We start from the raw sequence: 25,062 nt of genomic DNA on the forward strand, positions 1-25,062 counted from the left end.
CATCCCGCCGCGGTACGGCGCGCAGCCGTCGGCGCCCTCCCGCGGGAGGGCGCCGACGGCTGCGCTACGCCCCGGCGAACAGCTCGTCCCGCGCCGCGTCCTGGGCCATCCGCAGCGCCCCGTCCAGGACCGCCCCTCCGCCGAGGACCCCGGCACGCACCTCCGTGGCCAGCGGCGACAGGGCCGCGGTGTGCCGCTGCACCCGGGCGGCCAGCGCCCCGCCGCCCGCCAGGCCCACCTCACCGCCCAGCACCACGCAGCCCGGGTCCAGCACGGAGGCGACGGCGGCCGCGCCGACGGCGAGGCGCCCGGCCAGGTCCTCCAGGAAGTCCTCCCGGCCCGTCTCCACGGCCCGGGCCACGGTGCCGGCCGCCCGCAGCGCGGGATCGGCACCCTCGGCCCCGACGCCGTACCGCGTGCCCAGCGCGCAGACGGCCTCGGCCCCGGCGAGCGAGTGGAAGCCGCCCTCGCAGCCGGCGGCCGACGGCAGGCCGCCGGTGCCCGGGACCGGCAGGAAGCCGATCTCGCCCGCACCCCCGGAGGCCCCCCGGCGCAGCCGCCCGTCGAGGAAGAGGGCCGCCCCGACCCCGTGGCCCAGCCACAGGAAGGCGAAGGAGTCCCGGTCCCTGGCGGCACCCGTGCGCTGCTCGGCGAGGGCCGCGAGGTTGGTCTCGTTCTCCACGAGGACGCGGGCGCCGAGGCGGTCCCGGAGCGCGGTGAGGAGCCGGCGGTGCCAGGCGGGGAGGCCGGAGGTGTCCCGCAGTTCCCCGGTGGCCGGGTCGACGAGGCCGGGCGCACCGACCCCGATGCCGTGCAGCCGGGTGGCGCCCGCCGCGGCCACGGCGCCCTCCAGGAAGGCCACCGCCTGCTCGACGGCGGGCCCGGTGCCGGCGTCGCCTCCGATGGGCAGGGAGTCCTCGCGGAGCGTGGTGCCGACCAGGTCGGTGACGACGACGGCGACGCCTCCGGTCCGGACGTCGAGGGCGGCGAGATGGGCCCGGTCGGCGACGATCCCGTACAGGCGGGCGTTGGGGCCCCTGCGCTCCGTGCCCGCCTCCCCGACCACGTGGACCAGCCCCGCCGCCCCGAGCCGCTCGACGAGGTCGGCCACCGTGGGCCGGGAGAGCCCGGTCAGGTTCTTCAGCTGCCCGGCCGTCAACGCGCCCTCCTGCTGGAGGAGGTCCAGCGCGAGCCGGTCGTTGGCGGCCCGTGCGGTGCTCGGGGATGCGGCCATGCCGGAATCCTTCCAGACGCTCCCGGTGGCACTCCGCTGGGTCAGCCCCGGGCTCTATTTATCAGGCAGGGTTCCTGATAGTTTACGCCCACGCGCACGGGAGGGAACCACGCATGTCCAGCGAACCGCTCGCCGCCGCACCGCGGCGGGCCGAGGCACCCCGGTCGGAGCTCCGCCGGGCCCGTATCGCCATCGCCGCCGTCTTCTGCGTGCACGGGGCGGTGGCCGGGAGCCTGGCGACCCGCATCCCCTGGATCCAGGACCACGCCGGGCTCGGCGCCGGCCAGCTGGGGCTCGCGCTCGCCTTCCCCGCGCTCGGCGCCGCCGTGGCGATGCCGCTCGCCGGGGCGGTACGGCACCGGCTGGGCGCGCGCACCGGGCTGCGCACCCTGCTGGCCCTGTGGACCCTCAGCCTGGCGCTGCCCTCGCTCGCGCCGAACCTGCCCGGCCTGTGCGCGGCGCTCCTCCTCTACGGCGCCACGTCCGGCATGAGCGACGTGGCGATGAACGCCCTGGGCGTGGAGACCGAGAACCGGCTCGGCCGCTCGATCATGTCCGGGCTGCACGGCATGTGGAGCACCGGCGCGCTGATCGGCTCGGCCGCCGGCACGGTCGCCGCCCACCTCGGCACCGACGCCCGGGTGCACCACGCCGCGGCCGCCCTGGTGCTGACGGCGGCCGGGCTCGTCGCCTGCCGGGGCGTACCGGACGCCGCACCCGCGCCCGGCGGGGAGCCGCCGCCGCGCTTCGCCCTGCCTCCGCGGTCGGCCCTGGCCGTCGGGGCGGTCGGCTTCTGCGCGGTCTTCGCCGAGGGCGCCGGTCTCGACTGGTCCGCCGTCTACCTCCGCGAGGTGCTGGGCACCTCCGCCGCGCTCGCGGCCGCGTCCACCACGGTCTTCGCCCTGACCATGGCCGTGGCGCGGTTCGCCGGGGACCGGGTGGTGGACCGCTTCGGGCCGGTGCGCACCGTCCGCGCGGGCGGCTCGCTCGCGACCGCGGGCGCCCTGCTCGTGGTCCTCGGCACCCACCCGGTCCCGGTCCTGTGCGGCTTCGGGCTCATCGGCCTCGGGATCGCCGTGGTCGTCCCGCTGGCCTTCGCCGCGGCGGGGCGCGGCGGCGGCGACCCCAGCCGGTCCATCGCGGGTGTCGCCACCCTCACCTACACGTCGAGCCTGCTCGCCCCCTCGGCGATCGGCGCCATCGCCGACGCGACCAGCCTGGCGGTCTCCTTCGGCCTGGTGGCGCTGCTGACCCTGGGGCTGGTGGCGGCCGCGGGGGTGCTGCGCGCCCCGGGCAGGGGCGGGGCGCGGGACGACCGGGCACCGTCCGCCGCCCGCTCCTGAAGCGCCCGCTCCGCCGGGCGGGGTCGCCGCGCCCGGCCGAACGGGGCGCCCCGCGAGCTCGCGGGCGGACGCGCCCGGGGCCCCTTCGCGGCCCCGCCTCAGGGCGCCAGGCCCGCCGCCCGCCCGTCGTCGCCCCAGCGCACCTCACGCACCCGCACCACGGCCTGGCGGTCGACGGGACCGAAGAGGTGGGGGAAGGCGGTGCCGGCCGGTACACCGGGCGGCGGCGCGGGCGCCGCCTCCTCCCACTCCACCCGGCCGGTGAGCCGCTCCTCGTCCAGGAGCAGCGCCACCAGGGGGCGGGGAGCCTCCCGGTAGAAGGCGTCGGCGACGGCGAGGGTGGTGGCCTCGTCCGGGGAGCAGTGGACGAAGCCCTCCTCGGCGAGGGAGGCGGGCGCGTACGGGCGGCCGGGGTCTGCTTCCCACACGGCCCGGGGTACCAGATGCCAGATCATGCCGCGGTTATACCGCGGCCCGCACCGGGCCTCGGCCCGGCTCAGCCGCGCAGCGGGCCCTCGCAGCGGAACGCGGAGGTCCCCGCCGCGCGGCCGGCCCGGACTCCCACCGGACCGAAGGAGCAGTTCATGTCGGCCAGGTTGTCCGCCGCGGGGCGCGCCCGGTCGAGGAGGGAGGCGTCCACCGCCTCCGCCATGTCCGTGAGGACCCGGTCGGCGCTGCGGGGCTCCGAGAGGCCGGCGCTGATCCGTCCGGTGCAGACGAAGCGCGGACGGCCGGGGTCCCCGTTGGAAGCGCAGTCGGCGGCGCTGCCGGTGGCCTCGGTGAAGGCCGCGCGCACCTCCGCCGCGGACCCGTACCGCAGCCGGTCCACGGGCGCATGGGAGGTGTCCGGGACGAACAGCCCCTCCACCGCGGCGATCTGCTCGTCCAGGAAGCGGTCGTAGCCGCGCTGGAGGGCCGCGTCCGCGCCCGCCCGCCGCCGCCAGGCGTCGAAGGCCGCCACGTCGCCCGCCCTCAGGTGCGCGTACATCTCGCCCAGCAGGGCGGGCCGGGCGCTCCACAGGTAGGAGAAGAGGGTGCCTGCGTAGCCGTAGAAGCGGAACCCGTCCCCCGCGTAGGTGGCGCCGAGGATCTGCGCGACGGTCATCCGGGGGCGGCTCGCGGTGTCGGCGGCGATGTCGCGCACCAGGGAACGGCGCACGGCGACGCCGTCGTCGCGGGTGGAGCCCGCGAAGAACTCGGCGGTGCCCTCGTCGACGGCCGTGGTCCGGTCGGCGCGGTACCAGGGGCCTTCGCCGAAGAGGCCCGGGATCGCGTAGCGCCCGTTCAGGTAGTGGGTGTACTCGTGGCGGAACAGCTCCTCCAGGGTGAGCGAGGAGTCCTGCGGCACGCGCCGCTGGTAGGTGTAGAGGGTGGCACCGCGCTCGATGTAGATGCCGCCGTTGGCGCTGCCCAGCCCGGTGAGCAGCGGGTGGTGGACCTCGTACTCGGAGCGGGAGGCGTACAGCACCACCGTCAGCACCCCGCCCGGGTCGTCCGCGAGCGGTTCGCTCGTCCCGAGCACCCGGTGGAACTGCGCGGAGACCTGCTTGGCCGCGTAGTAGAGCCGGTCGACCTGCTTCCGCGGCAGCGCGGTGCGGACCACCACGGCGCCGTTGTCGTAGCGGTCGGTGCGGGGGAACAGCCGCCGCTCGATGTCCTCCCGGCACACTCCGTGGGGACGGCAGGCGTCGAGGTGGATGAGCCAGGCCGCGAGCGAGGCCCAGGGCCCGCTGCCCTCGCCCCAGTCGGCGCGCACGGGCTCCAGCAGGGCGCCGAGGTCGGCGGCGACGGACTCCCTCAGCGCCCCGAGCTCGCTGAAGCGCCCGTACTCGGCCAGGGCCTCGCGCACCAGCCCCTCCCCGTCCGTGCCCTTGAGGTGGGTGTGTCCGGCGAACTCCCTGAAGGCGGCGCGGTATCCGGGGTCCGAGCCCGCGGCCGCGCGGAAGGCGCCGTCGCCGTCGCCCGGTGACAGGCCGAGGTGGTTGACGGTGAGCCCGGCGCGCACGGCCCCGGCCCAGGCGGGGCCGTGGCGGGTGCCGGACCGGTCCGGACCCGCCGCCTCCAGCACCCGTCGGACCAGCGGGAGCTGATGGTGGCGCAGCCCCGGGGCACCGGCGGTGTAGAGGACCTCGCGCAGGATGCGGGCGTTGGACCCGGTGGCGTCGAAGCTGCGGGGAGCGGCGGCGAAGGCGGCCACGGCGCGCCGCACGGCCTCCAGGGTGGGCGGGGCGCCGAAGTCCGCCTCGGGCCGCGAGGAGGCGTGGTGGGCGACGGCGTGGAGGTAGGTGAAGAGTTCCTCCAGGTGCGAGTCCCCGTGGCCGTCGTGCCCCGGTGACAGGGCCTCGGCGCGGCGGGAGGCGGCCTGCACGTGGGCGGCGCCCGTCAGCGGGGCGAGGCGGTCGTCCCAGGTCCACAGCAGGCCGCGCAGGCAGCCTCCGGCGAGCACGGCGGGGTCGGTGAGGAAGTCCGCCCACGGCTCGGGGCCGAGAGCCGAGACCGCGTCGAGGGTGCAGGGCACGCCCGCGGCGGTGGGCCGGGGGGCGGTCGTGGGAGCGCTGCCCTGCCCCACGGGGCCCGGGACCCGGCCGTTCCCGGCTCCTTCGGGGGCGGGCAGGGAGCGCACCCGGGGTGCCGCGGCGCGGTGCTCGGCCCCGTCCCGTCCGGTGCCGCCCCCGTGGTGCGCATGGCCGTCCGCCGGGGAGGCCGCCGCCTCCCGGGGGGCGGGGAGGGCGGCGGCAGGTGGGGCCGTCCGGGCCGGCGGCGCGGCCGCCTGGGCGGCGGGTCCCAGGAGGGCCGCCCAGGCCGCCGCGGCCGCGACGGAGCTGCGCACTGCTCGGCTCGGGAACACCAGCGGCTCCTGCGCGTCAGGGGGCGGGGGTGCGGGCGCGCCCGCACCGCGGGAGCGGAACCGCGGCGCGGCACGCGGTGGCTGACGCCCCGTGAGCCTACCCGCCGGGTGGTCCGCGGTACGGCAGGCCGGCGGGGAACGGTCCTCCGCGCCGCCGGGCGGTCCGGGCCCCCGCCCGCTCCGCGCGTACGCGTCCGAGCGGAGGTCCCCCGTTCCGGGGAAGCCGCGGCCCGGCACCGCGGGAAGGCCCCCGGGCCTGGAACCCTGCCTTGCATGGCGCAGACGGAGCAGCTCCCACGGAGGACCGCGCAGGAGGGCCCGGGACCCTCCGGTACCGGCCCGCAGGTGGACACGGTGGCACGGCGGATGCGGGCGCTGCACGCCCGGTGGCCTGCGCCGGACGGCCTGGCGGTGTTCAACGGCGTCTATCTGACGGTCACGGAGGAACTGGCGCGCCGGGTGGCCGGCGGCTGGTTCGCCGACCGGCGGGCGGCCGGCGCCCTGGGGGTGGTCTTCGCCGAGCACTACCTCGACGTGGTGGAGGCCGCCTCCGAGGGCCTGCGGCCCCCCGCGTGCTGGCGGCCGCTGTTCCAGTTCCGGCGCCACCCCGGCGTACGCCCGGTGCAGTTCGCGCTCGCGGGCATCAACGCGCACATCGGGCACGACCTGCCGCTGGCGGTGGTGGAGACCTGCCGGTTGCTCGGTTGCCGTCCGGCCGAGCTGGAGGACGAGTTCGAGCGGGTGGGCGAGGTGCTGGTGCTGCTGGAGGAGCGGGTCCGCGAGGAGCTGATGCCCGGCCCCGACCTGCTCCAGATCGCCGACCCGCTCACCCACCTCGTGGGCACCTGGTCGCTGGAGCGGGCGCGCCAGGCGGCCTGGTCCGCGGCGCGGCTGCTCTGGGAGCTGCGGGAACTGCCGGAGCTGGCCGACGAGTTCACCGACCGGCTGGACTCGGGGGTGGGCCTGGTCGGCCGCTGCCTGCTGACCCCCTGGCGCTGAGGCGCGCGCCGGGCCCGGTGCCCGCGGGCCCGGTAGCGGACCGCGGCGGCGGACCGCCCGCACAGGGGGTCCGCCGCCGCGGGGGAAGGCGGGTGGTCAGTCCTCCGGCAGTTCCACCGGAGCGATCTCGTCGTACAGGTCGCCCGGACCGGGGTTGGTGGGGTCGGTGGCACCGCCGAACTGGCGCATCACGCCCCAGACGGCGTTCAGCGCGGTCTGCACGGCGCCCTCGGCCCAGCCCGCCGTCCAGGAGATGTCGTCCCCGGCGAGGAAGATGCCGCGCTTGTCCTCCGGGAGCCGGTCCTGCATGAAGTGGGTGAACAGCCGCCGCTGGTAGCGGTAGTGGCCCGGCAGGTTCGCCTTGAACGCGCCCATGAAGTAGGGCTCGTTCTCCCAGGAGACGGTGACCGGGTTGCCGATCACATGGCTGCGGATGTCGACGTCCGGGTAGATCTCGCCGAGCGACTTCAGCATGACCTCCATCCGCTCCCCGGCGGACAGCGGCAGCCACTTGAGGCTGTCGTCGCACCAGGTGTACGAGAGGCAGATCACGGCGGGCCGGTCCGGCCCGTCGTCGAGCAGGTAGGTGCCGCGGGTCATCCGGTCGGTCAGCGTCATCGACATGGTGTCGCGCCCGGTGGCCGGGTCCTTGTCGAGCCAGAAGGGCCGGTCGACCGGCACGAACAGCTTGGAGGACTCCATGTAGTGGGTGCGCTCCATCGCCGTCCAGTGGTCGATGGGGAAGAGCGAGTCGTCGCACGCGATCTTGGAGAGCAGCATCCAGGACTGCGCCGTGAACACGGCGGCGCGGTAGGTGCGGATGTCGCCGGAGGCGTCCGTGACGGTGATCCGGTTGCCGGCCGTGCGGTCGAGCCGGGTGACGGCCGGACGGGGGTCGCCGCCGTGCAGCGAGGAGAGCGAGGTGCCTTCGGGCCAGTGCACGATCTTCCCCGGCTCGCGCTCCCACAGGCGCAGCGGGAGCTGCTGGCTGCCCTCGACGATGCCGCGGTGGTGGTCGTCCGCCTCGGTGTAGACGACGCGCAGGATCTCCAGGATGGAGTTGGGGAAGTCGGTGTCCCAGCCGCCGGTGCCGAAGCCGACCTGGCCGAAGATCTCGCGGTGCCGGAAGGACTTGAAGGACTCCGCCTCGCACAGGAAGCCGTAGAAGGTCTGGTTGTCCAGCTTCTCCACGAGGCGGGCCCAGATCTCGCGGATGCGCGGCACGTCGCGCTCGCGCATGGCCCGGTTCATGTCGGAGAAGTCCGCGCCCTCCTCCAGGCAGGCGTTCCACGCGTCCATCACGTCGCGGTACACCTGGGGGAGGTCGTCGATGGTCTCCGCGTAGTGGGACTCGCCCTTGAGGTCCACCACGGTGGAGGGGGTGTCCGGGGCGAGAGGGTTGGGGAAGGGGCGGGTCGTCAGGCCCACCAGGTCGATGTAGTGCTGCAGCGCGGTGGAGGACGGCGGGAAGCGCATGGCGCCCATCTCGGCGGTGAGTCCCTCGGCGCCGGTCCCCTCGAAGCCGACGGTCCGCAGGCGGCCGCCGATGCGGTCGGCCTCGTAGACGACCGGCCGCAGGCCCATCTTCATCAGCTCGTAGGCGGTGACGATGCCGGAGAGGCCGCCGCCGATGACCGCGACCTCGCTGCCGTGCTCGGTGGCGGGGATCTGCCCGAGACCGGCCGGGTGGGCGAGGAAGTCGTCGTAGGCGTAGGGGAAGTCCGGACCGAACATGGTGATCGGCGGCAGGGGCCGCCCCTGGCCGGCGGCCGGGGAGGCGTCGGTGTGCGGGACGGCGGTGGTGGGCACCGTGGACGTCATGGGGTACGGGCTCCTTGCGCGGGGGTGAAGCGGTGGGGCGGTGGGCGTCCGGCCGGGGCGGACCGGGTGCGGGCGGGTCCGGGTCGGGTCAGGTGAGCGAGCCGTACAGGCCGGGCCTGCGGTCGAGGAGGTAGGGATTGGTGCGGCGGGAGGCGGCGAGGAACTCGGGGTCCACCTCGCCGACGACGAGTTCCTCGCCCCGCCCGGCGCGGGCGCGCACGGTGCCGTCGGGGCCGGCCAGCGAGCTGAGGCCGACGAACTCGAACTCGCCCTCCGGACCGGTGCGGTTGACGTAGGCGAGGTACATCTGGTTCTCGAAGGCCCGCACCGGGATCACGGACTCGGCGACGAACTGGAAGGGGTGCATCTGCGCGGTGGGCACCAGCAGGAGGTCCGTGCCGGCCAGCGCGTGGGCCCGCACGTTCTCGGGGAACTCCACGTCGTAGCAGATGAGCAGCCCGACGCGGACGCCGTCCAGCTCGGCCTGGACGACCGGCCGGTCGCCGGGGGTGAAGTGCTCCTGCTCGAAGCAGCCGAAGAGGTGGGTCTTGCGGTAGTTGGCCAGGCGGGTGCCGTCGGGGCCGATCAGCTGGGCGGAGTTGTGGACCAGCTCGCCCGAGCGCTCGGGGTACCCGTAGTGGACGGCGAGGCCGTGGCGCACCGCGATCTCCGCGACGGCGGCCGCGCCGGGCCCGTCGGCCGGTTCCGCCAGCCGGGGGACCGCGTCCCCGATCGCGTATCCGGTGAGGAACAGCTCGGGGCAGACCAGCAGCCCGGCGCCGGCCTCGGCGGCACGCGCGGCGGCCTCGTCCAGCACCTTCAGGTTCGCGGCGACGTCACCGGGCCTACCGGAACTCTGGAGCAGGGCGGTGCGCAACGGCGGCATGGGTGACCTCGGACGGGGCGGGAGGTGTACGGGAGACGTCTACGACGGTACGGTCCGGGGTTCTGCGCGGACAAGGCGCCAGCGTTGCGCGCTTCCGGGCGATCCGTTGCGCGCTTTCGGGCTGCGGCGGCGATTCGTTGCGCCCCCGCCCGCCTCCGCGGCTCCCGCCGCTCCCCCGGCGCCTCCGGGCGCCCTCCGCGGCCGCCGACCGGGCGGGACCGGCCCGGCCGGCGGCCGCCGGGCGGCGCGCGCCAAGCGGGACGTGCCGGACGCGGCCTAGGCGGGAGACCCGGAGGAGAAGCGGCGCAGCAGCGGCGAGAGGACCAGGACGGACTTGGTGCGCTCCACGAAGGGTTCGCCGGCGATCCGCTCCAGCACGCGCTCGAAGTGGCGCATGTCGGAGGAGAAGACCTGCACCACGGCGTCCGCGTCACCGGTCACGGTGGACGCGGACACCACCTCCGGGTACCGCTCCAGGCCCCGCCTGATGTCGTCCGGGGAGGTGTTGTGGCGGCAGAAGATCTCGACGAAGCCCTCGGTCTCCCAGCCGAGCGCGGCGGGGTCGACGCGCACCGTGAACCCGGTGATGGCGCCCTCCGCCCTCAGCCGGTCCACCCTCCGCTTGACGGCGGGGGCCGAGAGTCCGACCGCCTGCCCGATGTCGGCGTAGCTGCGGCGGGCGTCCTCGGCGAGGGCGTGGACGATGCGTTCGTCGAGATCGTTCAGTCGCACTGCGGGTGGGTCACTTCTCTGCGGAGGCGAGTCGGGAGCGGCGGAGGCCGTACAGGAAGTAGAACACGAGCCCGGCGATCATCCAGAGCGCGAACACCGCCCAGGTGGCGCCCGGGAGGCTCAGCATCATCCAGGCGCAGAAGCCGAAGCCGAGCACCGGGGTGAGCGGGAAGAGCATCACCCGGAAGGTGCGGGGCATGTCCGGGCGGGTGTAGCGCAGGATGACGACCGCGACGTTGACGAGCGCGAAGGCGAAGAGGGTGCCGATGCTGGTGGCGTTGGCCAGTTCGCCGAGCGGGACGGTGGCGGCGAGCACGCCGCAGAAGAGCGAGACGATCACCGTGTTGGCGCGCGGGGCACCGGTACGGGGGTTGACCCGGGCGAAGACCTTGGGCACCAGGCCGTCGCGGGACATCGCGAACAGGATGCGGGTCTGGCCGAAGAGCACGGCGAAGACCACGCTGGCGATGGCGACCACCGCACCGGCCGCCAGGACGGTGCTCCACACGCTGTGCCCGGTGACGTCCTCCATGATCCGCGCCAGGGCGGCCTCGGAGCCCTCGAAGTCCTGCCAGGGCATGGCACCCACGGCGACGAGCGCGACCAGGCAGTAGAGCACCGTGACGATCAGCAGCGAGAGCATGATGGCCCGGGGCAGGTCGCGCTTGGGGTTGGCGGCCTCCTCGCCGGCGGTGGAGGCGGCGTCGAAGCCGATGTAGGAGAAGAACAGGGTGGCCGCCGCGGCGCTGATCCCCGTGATGCCGAGCGGGGCCAGGGGGGTGTAGTTGCCCGCCTTGATGCCGAGGAAGCCGATGCCGCAGAAGAGCAGCAGGGTGACGATCTTCACCACGACCATGGCCGCGTTGACGCGGGCGCTCTCCTTGGCTCCGCCCATCAGGAAGACCATCGCCAGGAGCACCACGACCAGCGCGGGGAGGTTGACGACGCCGCCCTCCCCGAGCGGAGCGGCGACCGCGTCCGGGATGGTGACGCCGAGGGTGCCGTGCAGGAGTTCGTCGAGGTACTCGCCCCAGCCGACGGCCACGGCGGCGACGGACACGCCGTACTCCAGGATCAGGCACCAGCCGCAGATCCAGGCGACGAGCTCGCCCATGGTCGCGTAGGAGTACGAGTAGGAGGAGCCGGACACGGGGATGGAGCCGGCGAGTTCGGCGTACGACAGGGCCGAGAAGAGCGCGGTCAGCCCGGCGAGGACGAAGGAGACCGCGACGGCCGGGCCGGCCAGCGGGGTGGCCTCGCCGAGCACCACGAAGATGCCGGTGCCCAGGGTGGCCCCGATGCTGATCATGGTCAGCTGCCACATGGAGAGCGATCGGCGAAGGCTGCCGCCCTCGCCCTGCCCGCCCTCGGCCACCAGCTCCTCCACGGGCTTGCGCCGCATCAGCCGGGTGCCGAGTCCGCCGGGCGGGCGGGGCGGGGTCTTCGTGGCGGTCGGCGCTGCGCCGTGGTCCAGCACGCGGGGGCTCCTTGATCGCTGCGGGTCGGCGAGGGGGACCCACGGCGGCCGGCGCGAGGGCGTGGTGAACACGCCCCGCGAAGGGGGACAGGACCGCCGAGCTGACGGTCACCGCCACGCCTGGTACGAGGCCTGAGCCTACGAGTACGCAGGTCACGGCCGGAATGCACCATTATTGCTCATCCGCGGACGATCATTGCGCGCTTCCGCCGGATGCGGGTATGCGTTGCGCCGCACAATGCGGCGCACCGACGGGGATGAACCGGCGGCGGCGGGGTAGGCGACGGGACGATGAATGCACAGCAGCACGTGGTGATCGAGGAATCGCCACGCCTCACCCCGGGGGAGGCCACCGCCTGCGGTGGCGACGCCCGCATGGTGGCCGCCGAGTTCCTCGCCCGCAGCTGCCCGTGGGCGGACGCGGACGCCGTGCTGCTGGTCGTCTCGGAGCTGGTCGCCAACGCCGTCCGCCACACCGCCGCGGGCTGGTGGCGGCTGGGGCTGACGGCCGGGCCGGAGGCGCTGGTCGTGTCCGTGGACGACTGCTCTCCGCTGCCCCCGGTCGCCCGGGAACCCGACCTGAGCGGCGGGGGCGGCTTCGGCTGGCACATGGTGCGCAGCCTGGCCCACGCCGTCGAGGTGCGGCCGGGGCCCTGCGGCAAGCGTGTGCTGGCCTCCTGGGCGCGGCCCGCCTCCGGGGCCTGCTGACGACCGCTCGCCGGCCCCTCCCCCGCGCCACCGCCCGCGGCCCTTCCCGCGCGCCCGCACAGCAGGAACGGCGTCCCGGGAGCCGGGACGCCGTTCCTGCCGTGGGGGGCGTGGTGACGGGAGCCGGCCGACGGCCCCGCGCCTGCCTCACTCCACCGCCAGCAGGCCCTCGCGCAGCCTGCGGGTGATGCGGGCCAGCAGACGGGACACGTGCATCTGGGACACACCGAGGGCAGCGCCGATCTCGGACTGCGTCAGCTCCTCGCCGAAGCGCATCCGCAGGATGCGCCGGTCCCGTTCGTCGAGCTCCCGCAGGAGCGGCTTGAGCGCCTGGACGTTCTCCGCGATCTCCAGGTCGGCGTCGGGAGCGCCCAGCCGGTCGGAGAGCGGCACGGCCGCGTGGTCGGAGGCGTCATCCACGGGCATGTCGATGGAGCCGGCGGTGTAGCCGTTGCTCGCGACGATGCCCTCGATCACCTCCTCCTCGTCGAGCCCGAGGTGCGCGGCGAGTTCCGACGTGGTCGGGGTGTGGTCCAGCTTCTGCGAGAGCTCGTCCACCGCCTTGGCCAGGTCGATCCGCAGCTCCTGGAGCCGCCGGGGCACGTGGACCGCCCAGCTGGTGTCCCGGAAGAAGCGCTTGATCTCGCCCACGATGTACGGGACGGCGAAGGTCGCGAACTCCACCTCGCGGCTGAGCTCGAACCGGTCGATCGCCTTGATCAGGCCGATCGTGCCGACCTGGACGATGTCCTCCATCTGCTCGGACCGGTTGCGGAAGCGGCCGGCCGCGTACTTGACGAGGGCGAGGTTCAGTTCGATCAGCGTGTTGCGCACGTACTGGTACTCGTGCGTGCCCTCCTCCAGAGAGGTGAGCCGCTCGAAGAAGACCCTGGAGATCTCACGGGCGTCCTGCGGTGCAACCTCCCCCGGGTCGGCCACGTACGGCAGATCGAGGCGCTCGGCGGTGTGCGGGCGCTGCGTCTGCGTCGACGTACCTGCGGTCGGGACCGTGCTCGCCGTGGACACTTCATCCTCCCCTGGTCCGATGTCGGTGCGAAAGCGCGCCTACCCCGGTCCCCGGCTCCCATGCCTGGCAATCTCCGCCGACGGCCGGACGGCACCGCGCGAACGGGCCCCGCTCCGGCCCGGGACGGGGTCGGAGCGGGGCCCGCGCGGCGGTCTCCGGATCAGCTCCAGCTGGCGTGCAGGGCCTTGCCCTCGGCGTAGCCCGCGGCGCTCTGGACGCCCACCACGGCCCGCTCGGCGAACTCCTCCAGGGAGCCCGCACCGGCGTAGGTGCAGGAGGAGCGCACGCCGGCGATGATCGAGTCGATCAGGTCCTCCACGCCCGGCCGGGCGGGGTCGAGGAACATGCGCGAGTGCGAGATGCCCTCCTCGAACAGGGCCTTGCGGGCGCGGTCGTAGGCGGACTCCTCGCTGGTGCGGTTGCGCACCGCCCGCGCCGAGGCCATGCCGAAGGACTCCTTGTACAGACGCCCGTCGGCGGCCTGCTGGAGGTCGCCCGGGGACTCGTGGGTCCCGGCGAACCAGGAGCCGACCATCACGTTGGAGGCGCCGGCGGCCAGGGCCATGGCGACGTCCCGGGGGTGGCGCACACCGCCGTCCGCCCACACGTGCTTGCCGTACTTCCTCGCCTCCGCGGCACACTCCAGCACCGCGGAGAACTGGGGGCGGCCCACGCCGGTCATCATGCGGGTGGTGCACATCGCACCGGGCCCGACGCCGACCTTGACGATGTCCGCGCCCGCCTCGATCAGGTCGCGCACGCCCTCGGCGGCCACGATGTTCCCGGCGGCGATCGGCACCTGCGGGTCCAGCGCCCGGACGGCGCGGATCGCGCCGATCATCGACTCCTGGTGCCCGTGGGCGGTGTCCACGACAAGGGTGTCCACGCCCGCGTCGAGCAGCTGCTTGGCCTTGCCCGCCACGTCGCCGTTGATGCCGACGGCGGCCGCGACCCGCAGGCGGCCCCGGGCGTCGACGGCCGGGGTGTAGAGCGTCGCGCGCAGCGCGCCCTTGCGGGTGAGCACACCCGCGAGCCGGCCCTCGCCGTCCACGGCGGGGGCGTAGCGCCGGTTCGCGGAGTCGAGCCTGTTGAAGGCCTCGCGGGGGTCGATGTCCGCCTGGAGCAGCAGGAGGTCCTTGGACATGACCTCGGAGAGCTGGGTGAAGCGGTCCACCCCGGCCAGGTCGTGGTCGGTGACGATGCCGACCGGCCGGCGTCCGTCGTCCACGACCACACCGGCGCCGTGGGCCCGCTTGGGCAGCAGCGAGAGCGCGTCGGCGACGGTCTGGTGCGGGGCGAGTTCGATCGGGGTGTCGAGGACGAGGTGGCGCGTCTTGACCCAGGAGACGACGTCGGTGACGACCTCGATCGGGATGTCCTGGGGGATGACGACGAGGCCGCCGCGCCGGGCGACGGTCTCGGCCATGCGCCGGCCGGCGATGGCCGTCATGTTGGCCACGACCAGGGGGACGGTCGTACCGGTGCCGTCGGGGGAGGCGAGGTCCACGCCCTGCCGGGAACCCACGGCCGAACGGCTCGGCACCATGAACACATCGTCGTACGTCAGGTCGTACGGCGGCTTCTGGTCATTGAGGAAACGCACGTGCAGAACATCCCAGTCGATCGGTGTTGGTCCCCCGACCGGCGCAGCCGGAGGAAAACGCACGTACTTCAGTCTCCCATGGCCCTACCCCCCGGCGATCCGGACCAATCCTCCAGGTCGCGGGGGGTGCCCTCGGACGATCGCACAGGGGCGGGCGGCCCGGTGCCCGGCGCGGACCGGGCCGCCCGGCGCCCTCAGCCGTCGGGGTCGGCGCGCTCCAGGGCCGGCCGCGGCCCGGGCTCGGCGGACAGCAGCAGGTCGGCCGCGGCCGTGTCCGTGACCAGGCTGGTGACCAGGCCGGAGCGGAGCACCGCCCCGATGGCCTCGGCCTTGCGCTGCCCCCCGGCGATGGCCACCACCTCCGGGATGCGCCGCAGGCGGTCCGCCTCGACGGTGATGCACCGCTCGCCCAGGTCCCGCCCGACGCGCCGCCCCTCGGAGTCGAAGAGGTGGGCGGACATCTCCGCGGCCACCCCCAGCGAGGCGTAGTGCGCCCGCTCCTCCTCGGAGAGCATGTCGTGCACCGTCGAGATGCCCGGCTCCCAGGAGCCGATGGACACGCAGGCGACGGTCACCTTGTCGAAGTACTCGAAGGCCCGCGCGATGCCCGTCTGGTGGCGCAGCGCGGCGGCCGTGGCCGGATCCGGCAGCAGCATCGGCGCGTAGATCGGGTGCGCCTCGCCGCCGGAGACCTGGGCGGCACGGCGGACGGCCTCGACCGAGCCGCGCTCCGCGGTGCCCGCGTCGTAGACGCCGGTGAGCTGCACGACGGTGCACGGGGGGAGCCGGTCCAGCGCGGCGGCCATGTGGATGGTCGACCGGCCCCAGGCCAGGCCCAGCACGTCCCCCTCACTGACCAGCTCGCCGAGGAGGTCGGCGGCCACCTCGCCGAGGTTCTCGGGATCGGGGGACTCGTCCACCTCGGCTGGCGACTCGACGACGACCGCGTGGCGCAGCCCGAAGCGGGCGCGCAGTGCGTCGGAGCGGTCGGCGTCGAGCTCGGCGGGGACCCTGATCTCGATCCGCACCAGGTCGCGTTCGAGCGCCGTCTCCAGGACCCTGGCGACCTTGAAGCGGCTGACCCCGAACTCCTCCGCGATCTGGATCTTGGACTTGCCCTCCAGGTAGAAGCGGCGGGCCATCGCCGCCGCCTGCACGAGCTCAGCGGGCCCCATCCGCAGGGCGGACCGTCCCGCCGGCCTAGAAGTCACCGCGATCTCCTCACTGCCGTACACACGTACACTCTCCCCGGATCCGCCATCCTGTCAGATCCGCCGGTCCTTGATCGGTCCTGCCGGGCCAACATCCGCTGAACACCCGCCGCCCGTCTGCCGTACCGCTCAGTGGGCGCACGCCCAGGGGGCGCTCGCGGTCACCTCGGCGGCCTGCCGGCGCAGCATGCTCACGGCGGCGGCCGGGTCGTCGGTGTCGTAGACCGCGGAGCCCGCGACGAAGACGTCGGCGCCCGCCTCGGCGCACTGCTCGATGGTGGAGGCCGACACCCCGCCGTCCACCTGGAGCCACAGCTTCAGGCCGTGCTTGGAGATCAGCTCGCGGGTGCGGCGGATCTTGGGCAGCATGATGTCGAGGAACGCCTGCCCGCCGAAGCCGGGTTCAACCGTCATGACCAGCAGCATGTCGAGTTCGGGGAGCAGGTCCTCGTAGGGCTCGATCGGTGTGGCGGGCTTCAGGGCCATGGAGGCGCGGGCGCCCTTGGCGCGGATCTCGCGGGCGAGTCGCACGGGGGCGGCGGCCGCCTCGGCGTGGAAGGTGACCGACCCGGCGCCCGCCTCGACGTACTGGGGCGCCCAGCGGTCGGGATCCTCGATCATCAGATGGCAGTCCAGCGGCGTGTCCGTCGCGCGGGCGAGCGACTCGACGACCGGCACGCCCAGCGTCAGGTTGGGCACGAAGTGGTTGTCCATCACATCGACGTGCAGCCAGTCGGCCCCGTCGACCGCCTTCGCCTCCTCCGCCAGGCGCGAGAAGTCGGCGGAGAGGATACTGGGATTGATCTGAACGGCCATGTGCCAAGCCTGCCATGTTCCGGGCCAGTTCCCCTCCCCGGGACGGCACTCGGTACGGACCAAGGCCCTCGAAAATTCCGGCACAACCCCGCAAAACGGCCATTTCGGCGGCGGTCTCAGGCCACCGGCCGCGCCCACCGGCCCCCGGCCCGTGGGCGCGCGGGGCGAACCACCGATCCCCGGGAGCGACATGGCGGACCCACCCCTCCGCACCCCGCGGGCGGCGCCCTCGCAGGGCGCGGCCCGCCTCGTCTGCGGCCGGCGCAGCAAGTGGGTCGTCCTCGGCCTGTGGGCCCTGGTCCTGCTGGTGGCCTTCCCCCTCGCACAGAAGCTGACCGGCGCGCAGGACAACGACGCGGCGTCCTGGCTGCCGGGCAGCGCGGAGTCCACCCAGGTCCTCCAGGAGGCCGAGGGCTTCCGCCCCGAGATCATCCCGGCCGTCGTGGTCTACGCCCGCGCCGACGGCCTCACGGCGGCGGACCGCGTCCGGATCGCGGAGGACACCGCCGAGATCCGCCGTCTCGACGAGCACGGCATCCGCGGTGCGGAGACCCGCGGTCCGGTCTTCGACCGCGCCACCGACCCGCGCGCGGCCGAGGTGTTCGTCCCGATCACCATGGACGAGTCGGGCTGGGAGCGCATCGGCCCCGCGGTGGACTCGATCCGCGCCGTCACCGGCACGGGCACCACCGCCGACGGACTCGCCGTGCACGTCACCGGACCGGGCGGGATCTCGGCGGACTTCAGCGAGGCCTTCGAGGGCATCGACTCCACCCTGCTGCTGGCCGCGCTCTCGGTGGTCGTGGTGATGCTGCTCCTCACCTACCGCAGCCCCACCCTGCTGCTGGTGCCCGTGGTCTCGGTGATCACCGCGCTCACCGCGGCCCAGGCCGTGATCTACCTGCTGGCCGCCCACGCGGGCCTCACCGTCAACGGGCAGAGCGCCGGCATCCTGCTGGTCCTGGTCTTCGGCGCGGGCACCGACTACGCCCTGCTGCTCGTCGCCCGCTACCGCGAGGAGCTGCGCCGCCACGAGGACCGGCACGAGGCCATGGCGCTGGCGCTGCACCGGGCGGGACCCGCGGTGCTGGCCAGCGGCGCGACGGTGGTGCTCGGGATGCTCGTGCTGCTGGCCGCCGAGATGAACTCCACCCGCGGCCTCGGACCGGTGGCGGCGATCGGCGTCGCCATCGCCCTCGCGGCCATGCTGACGCTGTTCCCCGCGCTGCTGGTGGTCCTCGGCCGGTGGGTCTTCTGGCCCGTCGTCCCCCACGCGGGCACGCCCGAGCCGACCGAGAACGGGGTGTGGGCCAGGACCGGGCGGCGCATCGCCCGCCGCCCGCGCGCCGTGTGGGGTGTCACCGCGGTGGTGCTCGCCGTCTTCTCGCTCGGGCTGACGCAGCTGAGGGCGGAGGGGCTGAGCAATGCGGACGCCTTCACCGGCACACCGGACTCGATCACCGGCCAGGCGGTCCTGGAGGAGTACTTCCCCGCGGGCAGCGGCGATCCGCTGGTGGTGGTCGCGAACCTCCCGCAGGCCCGTGCGGTGGGCGCGGCGGTCGCCGCCACCGAGGGTGTGGCGCCCGACTCGCTGGGGGTGCCCCCGGGATCGAGGCCGGTGCACGAGGGGCGGGTGCTGTTCGAGGCCACGCTGACCGACCCGGCGGACAGCGAGGCGGCCAAGGCGACGGTGGAGCGGGTGCGGGACGCGGTGCACGAGGTACCCGGCGCGGACGCCCTGGTCGGCGGCGGAACCGCGGCGCTCGTGGACATGGACGCGGCGACCACGCACGACAACCGGGTGATCATCCCGCTGGTGCTGCTGGTGGTCTTCCTCGTGCTGATCGCCCTGCTGCGGGCGCTGATCGCACCGCTGCTGCTGATCGGCACGGTGGTGCTGTCGTTCACCGCGGCGCTCGGGCTGAGCGCGCTCGCCTTCCGGTACGTCTTCGACTACGCGGGGGAGTCGACCGACTTCCCGCTGTTCGTGTTCGTGTTCCTGGTGGCCCTGGGCATCGACTACAACATCTTCCTGACCACGCGGATCCGCGAGGAGGCCCGCGAGTCGGGCACCCGGCGGGGCGTGGTCACCGGGCTCGCCGCGACCGGTGCGGTGATCACCTCGGCCGGGCTGGTCCTGGCGGGCACCTTCGCCGTGCTGGGCACCCTGCCGCTGGTGGGGTTCGCCGAGATCGGGTTCGCCGTCGCCCTGGGGGTGCTGCTGGACACCTTCGTCGTCCGCTCGGTCCTGGTGACCTCGCTCTTCCTGGACATCGGCGGCCGGGTGTGGTGGCCGCACCCGCTCTCCCGCGGGGACGGCGGGGACGGCGGGGACGGCGGGGACGGCGGGGACGGCGGGCCGCCCGCACCCGCGCCGGACGGCCCGGGTGCGGAGCGGGGCGGCTCCTGACGGGATCGGGCCGGGCGACGGGACCTGGTCACGGGTCCGGTGCGCCGAAGGGCTCGGCGTGCCAGCGCCAGCCGGCCGTGCCGTCACCGTGGACGTGCAGCATGAACTCGGCTACCGGGGTGCCGTCGGGGAAAGTCAGGGTCAACGCCGTACGGATCCGGGTGTGGCAGGCGTCCGCCCGCTCCCAGTCCTCCTCCTCGACGGCCCGCTCCTGCTCGGCGAAGAGGGGGCCGAACCGCTCGAAGCCCGCACGTGCCTCGACCTCGGCGTGGGTCCAGGGCATGTCGGAGCCGGTCACGGTCAGCCGGGCGATCTCCCGGTCGAGGTGGTGCAGGCGCCAGACGGCGCCGCGGGCCAGGTGAGGGTTGCTCATGCTCCATGGTGGCCGACGCCACCGACGGCGAGGCGGCGGCGTCCGTGTCCCCGGGCCCCGCGCAGGGCCCTCAGGCGGTGCGGCGCAGCAGGGCCAGGTACATGGCGTCGGTGCCGTGCAGATGCGGCCAGAGCTGCACGTCGGGGCCGTCGCCGAGCGCCGGGACGCCCTCCATCAGCGGCCGGGCGTCGATCCACTCGGCCTGCGCCGCCGGGCCGCCGCGCCCGCGCAGCACGTCCTCGACCACCACCCGGGTCTCGGCCAGGTGCGGCGAGCAGGTCGCGTATCCGACCACGCCGCCGACCCGCACCGCCCGGAGCGCCTCGCGCAGCAGCGACCTCTGGAGCGGGGCGAAGCCCTCCAGGTCCTCGGGCCTGCGGCGCCAGCGGGCCTCGGGGCGGCGGCGCAGCGCGCCCAGGCCGGAGCACGGGACGTCGACCAGCACCCGGTCGAAGGAGCCCTCCCGCCACGGCGGGCGGGTGCCGTCCGCGGCGATCACCGTGCAGGGGCCGGGGTTGCCGTCCAGCGCCCGTGCGACCAGCCGGGCGCGGTGCGGCTGCTTCTCGGAGGCGAGCAGGGCCGCGCCCCGCTCCGCCGCGAGCGCCGCCAGGAGCGCCGCCTTGCCGCCGGGGCCGGCGCAGCCGTCGAGCCAGCGCAGGTCCGGTCCCTCCACCGGCGCCGCGGCCAGCGCCATCGCCACCAGCTGGCTGCCCTCGTCCTGCACGCCGGCGCGCCCCTCGCGCACCGCGGCCAGGGCTCCCGGCTCGCCGCCCTCGGCCAGCCGCACGGCGTGGCGGGACCAGCGCCCCGGCAGGGCCGCGTCCTCGCCCAGGGCGTCGAGCAGTTCGCCGACCGTGCTGCGGCCCGGGCGGGCCACCAGGGTCACCTCGGGCCGTTCGTTGTCCGCCTCCAGCAGGTCCTCGATACCGGCCCGGCCGCCGCCCAGGGCGTCCCACAGCGCGGAGACCACCCAGCGCGGGTGGGAGTGGACCACGGCCAGGTGGTCCTCGGGGTCCTCGTCGTAGGGCGGCGCCACCCGCTCCACCCAGGTGTCCAGGTCGTCCCGGGAGACCTTGCGCAGCACCGCGTTGACGAACTTGGCCCGGCCGTCGCCGAGTACGACGCGGGCCAGCTCGACGCTGGAGGAGACCGCCGCGTGGGTGGGGATCCGGGTACCCAGCAGCTGGTGGGTGCCGAGTGCCAGGACGTCCAGCACCGGGGGGTCGACCTCGCGCAGCGGCCGGTCGATGCAGGCGGCGACGACCGCGTCGTAGGTGCCCTGGCGCCGCAGCGTCCCGTAGACCAGCTCGGTGGCGAGGGCGGCGTCGCGTCCGTCGAAACCGCCCTCGGCGCGGGCCTTCCTCAGCAGCGGCGGCAGGACGAGGTTGGCGTACGCGCCCCGCTCGTCCACCGCCCGCAGGGCCTCGAAGGCCAGGATCCGGACCGGGTCCTTCTTGGGGCGCCGGTGGGGCCTGGGGGGACGGCGACGGGCCTGCTCGCTCACAAGGTGCTCCGCGTTAGGTGGGGCTGATCGCTCCCAGCCTACGTCCGCCGGCGGCCGCCCCGCCCCGCCCGGAGGGTCTCAGGCCCCGAGGGTCTCCCCCGGGCCGATACGCACCCCGCGGGCCCAGTCCGCCGCCCGCATCGGCTTCTTGCCCTGGGGCTGCACCCAGACCAGTTCCACGGCGTGCGACCCGGTGCCCGCGTGCACGCTGTGCTTGCCCGCGTCCAGTTCGCCGGGGGCGAGGTCGGTCCGCCCGGGTGCCGGGGTGACCTGCACCAGCTTCAGCCGCTCGCCGCGGAAGGCGGTCCAGGCTCCGGGGGCGGGGGTGCAGCCGCGCACCATGCGGTCGACGCGCAGCGCGGGGGCGGAGAAGTCGACATGGGCGTCCTCGACCGTCACCTTCGGAGCGTGGGAGACCCCCTCGGCGGGCTGCGGCACGGCGTGCAGGGTGCCGTCCTCGATGCCGTCCATGGTGGCGAGGAGCAGGCCGGCACCGGCGAAGGCGAGCCGGGTGAGGAGGTCGCCGGAGGTGTCGGTGGGCCGCACCGGCTCGGTCAGCACCCCGTAGACCGGACCGGAGTCGAGCCCCTCCTCGATGAGGAAGGTGGCCGCGCCGGTCATCTCGTCGCCGGACATGATCGCGTGCTGGACGGGAGCGGCCCCGCGCCAGGCGGGCAGCAGCGAGAAGTGGAGGTTCACCCACCCGCGGGCCGGCACCTCCAGAGCGGCCTTGGGCAGCAGGGCCCCGTAGGCGACGACCGGGCAGCAGTCCGGCGCGATCTCGCGCAGCCGCGCCAGGAAGTCCTCGTCACGCGGGCGCGCGGGCTTGAGCACCTCGATGCCGGCCTCCTGCGCGCGCTGCGCGACCGGGCTCGCCACCAGGTGCCGGCCGCGCCCGGCGGGGGCGTCGGGCCGGGTGACGACGGCGGCCACCTCGTGGCGCTCGGAGGCGATCAGGGCGTCCAGGGCGGGGACGGCGACCTCGGGGGTACCTGCGAAGACGAGCTTCATCGGTGGCTGACTGCCTCTCGGTCCGGGGCTGTGGCGCATGGGTGCTGAGCAGCTCACCAGTCTATGGGCCGGACCCCGCAGGGGCGTACGCGAGCCCGCGCGCCCCGCGCATATGCGCATACGCCCCGGAGCGTGACCAGACCGGAGGCTGGCGCGTTGGTCAAGAGAGATTGACCCAAGCGGGCCGCCCGGATGCGGCCCGGCCCCTTTCAACGCCGGTTCGAGAGGCTTGTCGATGGCCGACCACGCAACCCACGACGCCCAAGCCCGGGCAAGTCTGCACCTGTTGGTGCGGGACATCGAGCGGGTCCGCCGGCAGGTGGACGCGCTGCGCACCCTCACCGCCCAGCTGGGAAACGTCTACCGCCCGCGCCGCTCCGGCCCGTCCACGGGCTTCGTCGTCTACGGCCGGGCCCCGGCGCCCACCGTCCGCCTCGCCCAGGAGCTGCGCGACAGCGTCGAGACCCTGGTGACCGCGGCCGTGGACTTCGACCGCTCGCTCGGCTTCTCCTGGGACGCCGTCGGCTCCGCACTCGGCGTCACCAAGCAGGCGGTGCACCGCCGATACGGCTCCCGTCGGGCCGCACCGCCCCAACCGGCCCCGGCCGAGGCCGCCGAGCGGGCGGCGGAGGGGCAGGGCGCCCGGACGATCCAGGGCCCGGTGCCCACGGTGCCCGCGGCGCGCTCCATGCCCGCGGAGTCCCGGCCGGGTGCCTTCCCCGGCCCCCGCAACGGCTGACGGCGGCCGCGGGGCGCGACCGTCGGCCGCAGGTGGCGCGGGATCCGGGCGTCAGCCGATGGACGGCGGGTCCACCCGCACCCGGACCGGGTCCGTCGCTCCCCGCGCCATGCGGGCCGCCTGCGCCGCCTTCAGCGCAGCGGCCAGGGCGGCCCCGCTGCCGGGGGGCACCCGCAGCAGTACGCGGTCCCACCGCTCCTCCGCCGGCTCCCGCCCGGCGCCCGCGGCCGGTGCTCCCTCCGCCCGGCCGCGGGGGCGGCCCGGCGGCGGCACGGGCACGGGGCCCAGCACCTCGGCCTCGGGCGGCAGGCGCACGGACTCCAGGAAGGACGCGACCGCCTGCGGCGTGCCGACCGCCTCCGCCATCCGGGAGACCGGGGGGAAACCCAGCTCCGCGCGCTCGGCGAGCTCCGCGAGGGCGTGGCCGACCGGGTCCCAGCGCACCAGGGCCTGGACGGGCCGGAGCGTGGACTCGGCGACCACGACGACCCTTCCCCCCTCGTCCTGGCCGCGCACCAGCGCTGCCGCGGCCAGCCAGCGCCGCAGGGCCTCCTCCCCCGCCCTGAGGTCCGGGCGGCCGAGCATGGCCCATCCGTCGAGCAGCAGGCCGGCCGCGTAGCCGCCCTCCGCGACGGGCTCCGCGCCGGGCGTGGCCACCACGAGGGCGGGCCGACCGGGTACCGCGTCGAGCACCTGGTCGCGGCCGGAGGTCCGCACCGGGACCTCGGGGAAGGCCCGGCCCAGTTCCTCGGCCGTGCGCCGGGCGCCCACGACGGTGGCCCGCAGCCTGAAGGCCCCGCACTCGGCGCAGTGCCACTCCCGCTCCGCCTCGCCGCACCAGGCGCAGCACAGCTCCTGGGCCTCCCGGGCCTCCAGCGGGCCCGCGCAGCGCCGGCAGCGGGCGGGCGTGCGGCAGCGGTCGCAGGCCAGCCGCGGCACATAGCCCCGCCGCGGCACCTGTACCAGCACCGGGCCGGAGCGCAGCCCCTCGCGGGCGACCTCCCAGGCCACGCTCGGCAGCCGGGCCGCCCGGGCGGCCTCGTCACGGGCGAGGTCGTGGTCGCCGACGGTGCGCACCAGCGGGGCGGCGGCGCGCACCCGGGCGCGGTCGGCGACGATCGGCTCCGCCCAGCCGCTCTCCACCAGCTGGGCCGCCTCGACGGTGCAGCCGGTGGCGCCGAGCAGGAAGGCGCACCCCTCGTGGGCCGCCCGGAGCTCCAGCACCTCGCGGACGTGCGGGAAGGGGGCGTTGTCGTCGCCGTGGCTGCCGTCCCCGTCGTCCCAGAGGGCGACGAGCCCCACGTCCCGGACGGGCGCGAACATCGCGGCGCGGGTGCCCACGACGGCCCGGACCGACCCGCGCCGGACGGCCAGCCACTGCTCGTAGCGCCGGCGGGGGCCGGACTCGGCGGTGAGCAGTGCGTGCCGCCCCGGGCCGAGCAGGGCGGTGAGCGCCTCGTCGACCCGGGCGGCGCGGCGGCCGTCGGGCACCACGACCAGGGCCCCGCGACCGGAGGCCAGGGCCGCGGCGACGGCCCGTGCGAGCTCCTCGGGCCAGTGGGGACCGGGCAGGGCCGTCCACACCGCCCGGGGCGCGGCGCCGCGCGCCAGCGCGTCCAGGAAGGCGGGGCCCCGGCCGTAGCGGGACCAGGTGCCGGGCTCGGGGGCGGCGGGTGCGGGGAGGGGCTCCGGGGAGGCGACGGCCTCGGCCTGGCCGTTGCGCGGGGGGATGGCCAGCTGGAGGACGTCCGCGAGGCTCCCGGCGTAGCGGTCGGCGACGGCCCGGGCCAGGGCGAGCAGTTCGGGGCCGAGGACGGGCTCGGGCGAGACGACATGGGCCAGGGCGGCGAGCGGCCCGGTGTAGTCGGACACCGCCCGGCGCTCGACGAGGTACCCGTCGACCAGGCCGCCGCCCTCCCGCCGGCCGTCTCGCACCTGGTGGGAGCCGGCGCCGAAGCGCACCCGGACCCGTACACCGGGCTGGGCGGCGGCGTCGAGCTCCTCGGGCACGGCGTAGTCCCACAGGCGGTCGAGGTGGAGCACGCCCTTGTCGACCATGACGCGGGCGACAGGCAGCTCCTTGGCCAGGGCCGCTCCGCGCCAGGTGCGGGGCTTCGCCCGGGGCACCTTGGCCTTGCGCACCGTCTCCCGGATGAGCGCGAGCTGCTCCGGGCCGTCGCCGGGGCCTCCGGGCTGCTTGTCGTCGCTGCTCACAGCCCCATTCCTACCAGAGGCCGCCGACAGCGCCGGGGCTTCGGGCCGGGCCGGCCGGATGCCGCGGGGCCCGCGGTGCACGGTGTGTGCGCCGCGGGCCCCGGAG

20 protein-coding genes are annotated in these 25,062 nt (G+C 75.4%); 5 read left to right on the forward strand and 15 right to left on the reverse strand.

Going from position 1 to position 25,062, the window contains the following annotated elements; translation table 11 throughout:
- Positions 1-64 precede the first annotated feature (64 nt).
- Positions 65-1,234, reverse strand: a complete 1,170-nt coding sequence (locus NPS70_RS25255) for an ROK family transcriptional regulator (RefSeq protein ID WP_256526717.1) — start codon at positions 1,232-1,234, stop codon at positions 65-67.
- Positions 1,235-1,347: 113 nt separating this feature from the next.
- On the opposite strand from NPS70_RS25255, the gene NPS70_RS25260 reads away from it, so the two are divergent.
- Positions 1,348-2,577: an MFS transporter gene (locus tag NPS70_RS25260; protein ID WP_256526718.1), complete on the forward strand. Its 1,230-nt coding sequence runs from the start codon at positions 1,348-1,350 to the stop codon at positions 2,575-2,577.
- Positions 2,578-2,675: 98 nt separating this feature from the next.
- On the opposite strand, the gene NPS70_RS25265 is transcribed toward NPS70_RS25260, so the two are convergent.
- Both NPS70_RS25265 and NPS70_RS25270 read right to left on the reverse strand, forming a co-directional pair.
- Positions 2,676-3,032, reverse strand: coding sequence for a DUF952 domain-containing protein (locus NPS70_RS25265; protein WP_256526719.1), 357 nt, complete (start codon positions 3,030-3,032; stop codon positions 2,676-2,678).
- Positions 3,033-3,073: 41 nt separating this feature from the next.
- Entirely contained in the window at positions 3,074-5,425 is a 2,352-nt protein-coding gene (locus tag NPS70_RS25270; protein WP_256526720.1) for a collagenase, read from the reverse strand.
- Positions 5,426-5,698: 273 nt separating this feature from the next.
- Between NPS70_RS25270 and NPS70_RS25275 the strand changes: the two genes are divergently transcribed.
- Positions 5,699-6,424 carry a DUF5995 family protein gene (locus NPS70_RS25275; RefSeq protein WP_305886334.1) on the forward strand — a complete coding sequence of 242 codons (726 nt, stop codon included), beginning with the start codon at positions 5,699-5,701 and terminating at the stop codon, positions 6,422-6,424.
- A gap of 96 nt (positions 6,425-6,520) precedes the next feature.
- On the opposite strand, the gene NPS70_RS25280 is transcribed toward NPS70_RS25275, so the two are convergent.
- The 4 genes from NPS70_RS25280 to NPS70_RS25300 all read right to left on the reverse strand — a co-directional run bounded on the left by NPS70_RS25280 (position 6,521) and on the right by NPS70_RS25300 (position 11,340).
- Positions 6,521-8,245, reverse strand: a complete 1,725-nt coding sequence (locus NPS70_RS25280; RefSeq protein ID WP_305886335.1) for an NAD(P)/FAD-dependent oxidoreductase — start codon at positions 8,243-8,245, stop codon at positions 6,521-6,523.
- A gap of 88 nt (positions 8,246-8,333) precedes the next feature.
- Entirely contained in the window at positions 8,334-9,131 is a 798-nt protein-coding gene (locus NPS70_RS25290; protein WP_256526722.1) for a carbon-nitrogen hydrolase family protein, read from the reverse strand.
- 276 nt (positions 9,132-9,407) lie between these two features.
- Positions 9,408-9,863: an Lrp/AsnC family transcriptional regulator gene (locus NPS70_RS25295; RefSeq protein WP_256526723.1), complete on the reverse strand. Its 456-nt coding sequence runs from the start codon at positions 9,861-9,863 to the stop codon at positions 9,408-9,410.
- A 10-nt stretch (positions 9,864-9,873) separates the two neighbouring features.
- The gene (locus NPS70_RS25300) at positions 9,874-11,340 is read right to left on the reverse strand and encodes an amino acid permease (protein ID WP_256526724.1); all 1,467 of its coding nucleotides are present in this window, start codon (positions 11,338-11,340) and stop codon (positions 9,874-9,876) included.
- Positions 11,341-11,631: 291 nt separating this feature from the next.
- Between NPS70_RS25300 and NPS70_RS25305 the strand changes: the two genes are divergently transcribed.
- On the forward strand, positions 11,632-12,048 hold the full coding sequence (locus NPS70_RS25305) for an ATP-binding protein (RefSeq protein ID WP_308315044.1): 417 nt from the start codon (positions 11,632-11,634) through the stop codon (positions 12,046-12,048).
- 147 nt (positions 12,049-12,195) lie between these two features.
- Here the strand turns inward: NPS70_RS25305 and NPS70_RS25310 are convergent, their stop codons facing one another.
- From NPS70_RS25310 to rpe, 4 genes are all read right to left on the reverse strand, one after another.
- On the reverse strand, positions 12,196-13,074 hold the full coding sequence (locus NPS70_RS25310) for an RNA polymerase sigma factor SigF (RefSeq protein ID WP_256526725.1): 879 nt from the start codon (positions 13,072-13,074) through the stop codon (positions 12,196-12,198).
- 161 nt (positions 13,075-13,235) lie between these two features.
- Positions 13,236-14,684, reverse strand: coding sequence for a GuaB1 family IMP dehydrogenase-related protein (locus NPS70_RS25315; protein ID WP_305886348.1), 1,449 nt, complete (start codon positions 14,682-14,684; stop codon positions 13,236-13,238).
- Between the two features lie 188 nt (positions 14,685-14,872).
- Positions 14,873-15,913, reverse strand: a complete 1,041-nt coding sequence (locus NPS70_RS25320) for a sugar-binding domain-containing protein (RefSeq protein WP_256526726.1) — start codon at positions 15,911-15,913, stop codon at positions 14,873-14,875.
- A 105-nt stretch (positions 15,914-16,018) separates the two neighbouring features.
- Positions 16,019-16,705, reverse strand: coding sequence for a ribulose-phosphate 3-epimerase (gene rpe / locus NPS70_RS25325; RefSeq protein ID WP_256526727.1), 687 nt, complete (start codon positions 16,703-16,705; stop codon positions 16,019-16,021).
- 190 nt (positions 16,706-16,895) lie between these two features.
- Here rpe and NPS70_RS25330 point away from each other — a divergent pair, with 190 nt between their 5' ends.
- The gene (locus NPS70_RS25330; protein WP_256526728.1) at positions 16,896-19,115 is read left to right on the forward strand and encodes an MMPL family transporter; all 2,220 of its coding nucleotides are present in this window, start codon (positions 16,896-16,898) and stop codon (positions 19,113-19,115) included.
- A 28-nt stretch (positions 19,116-19,143) separates the two neighbouring features.
- Here NPS70_RS25330 and NPS70_RS25335 read toward each other — a convergent pair whose 3' ends face one another.
- From NPS70_RS25335 to fmt, 3 genes are all read right to left on the reverse strand, one after another.
- The gene (locus tag NPS70_RS25335; RefSeq protein WP_256526729.1) at positions 19,144-19,488 is read right to left on the reverse strand and encodes a hypothetical protein; all 345 of its coding nucleotides are present in this window, start codon (positions 19,486-19,488) and stop codon (positions 19,144-19,146) included.
- A gap of 70 nt (positions 19,489-19,558) precedes the next feature.
- Positions 19,559-20,992 (reverse strand): transcription antitermination factor NusB, encoded by a 1,434-nt coding sequence (locus NPS70_RS25340; protein WP_256526730.1) that lies wholly within the window; start codon positions 20,990-20,992, stop codon positions 19,559-19,561.
- Between the two features lie 78 nt (positions 20,993-21,070).
- Positions 21,071-22,003 (reverse strand): methionyl-tRNA formyltransferase, encoded by a 933-nt coding sequence (fmt, locus tag NPS70_RS25345; protein ID WP_256526731.1) that lies wholly within the window; start codon positions 22,001-22,003, stop codon positions 21,071-21,073.
- A 235-nt stretch (positions 22,004-22,238) separates the two neighbouring features.
- Between fmt and NPS70_RS25350 the strand changes: the two genes are divergently transcribed.
- On the forward strand, positions 22,239-22,742 hold the full coding sequence (locus tag NPS70_RS25350; RefSeq protein WP_256526732.1) for a hypothetical protein: 504 nt from the start codon (positions 22,239-22,241) through the stop codon (positions 22,740-22,742).
- Positions 22,743-22,793: 51 nt separating this feature from the next.
- Here NPS70_RS25350 and NPS70_RS25355 read toward each other — a convergent pair whose 3' ends face one another.
- The gene (locus tag NPS70_RS25355) at positions 22,794-24,956 is read right to left on the reverse strand and encodes a primosomal protein N' (RefSeq protein WP_256526733.1); all 2,163 of its coding nucleotides are present in this window, start codon (positions 24,954-24,956) and stop codon (positions 22,794-22,796) included.
- Positions 24,957-25,062 lie beyond the last annotated feature (106 nt).

The sequence above is a fragment of the Streptomyces sp. C10-9-1 genome (assembly GCF_024497955.1).
In the GTDB taxonomy this organism is placed as follows: Bacteria; Actinomycetota; Actinomycetes; order Streptomycetales; family Streptomycetaceae; genus Streptomyces; species Streptomyces sanyensis.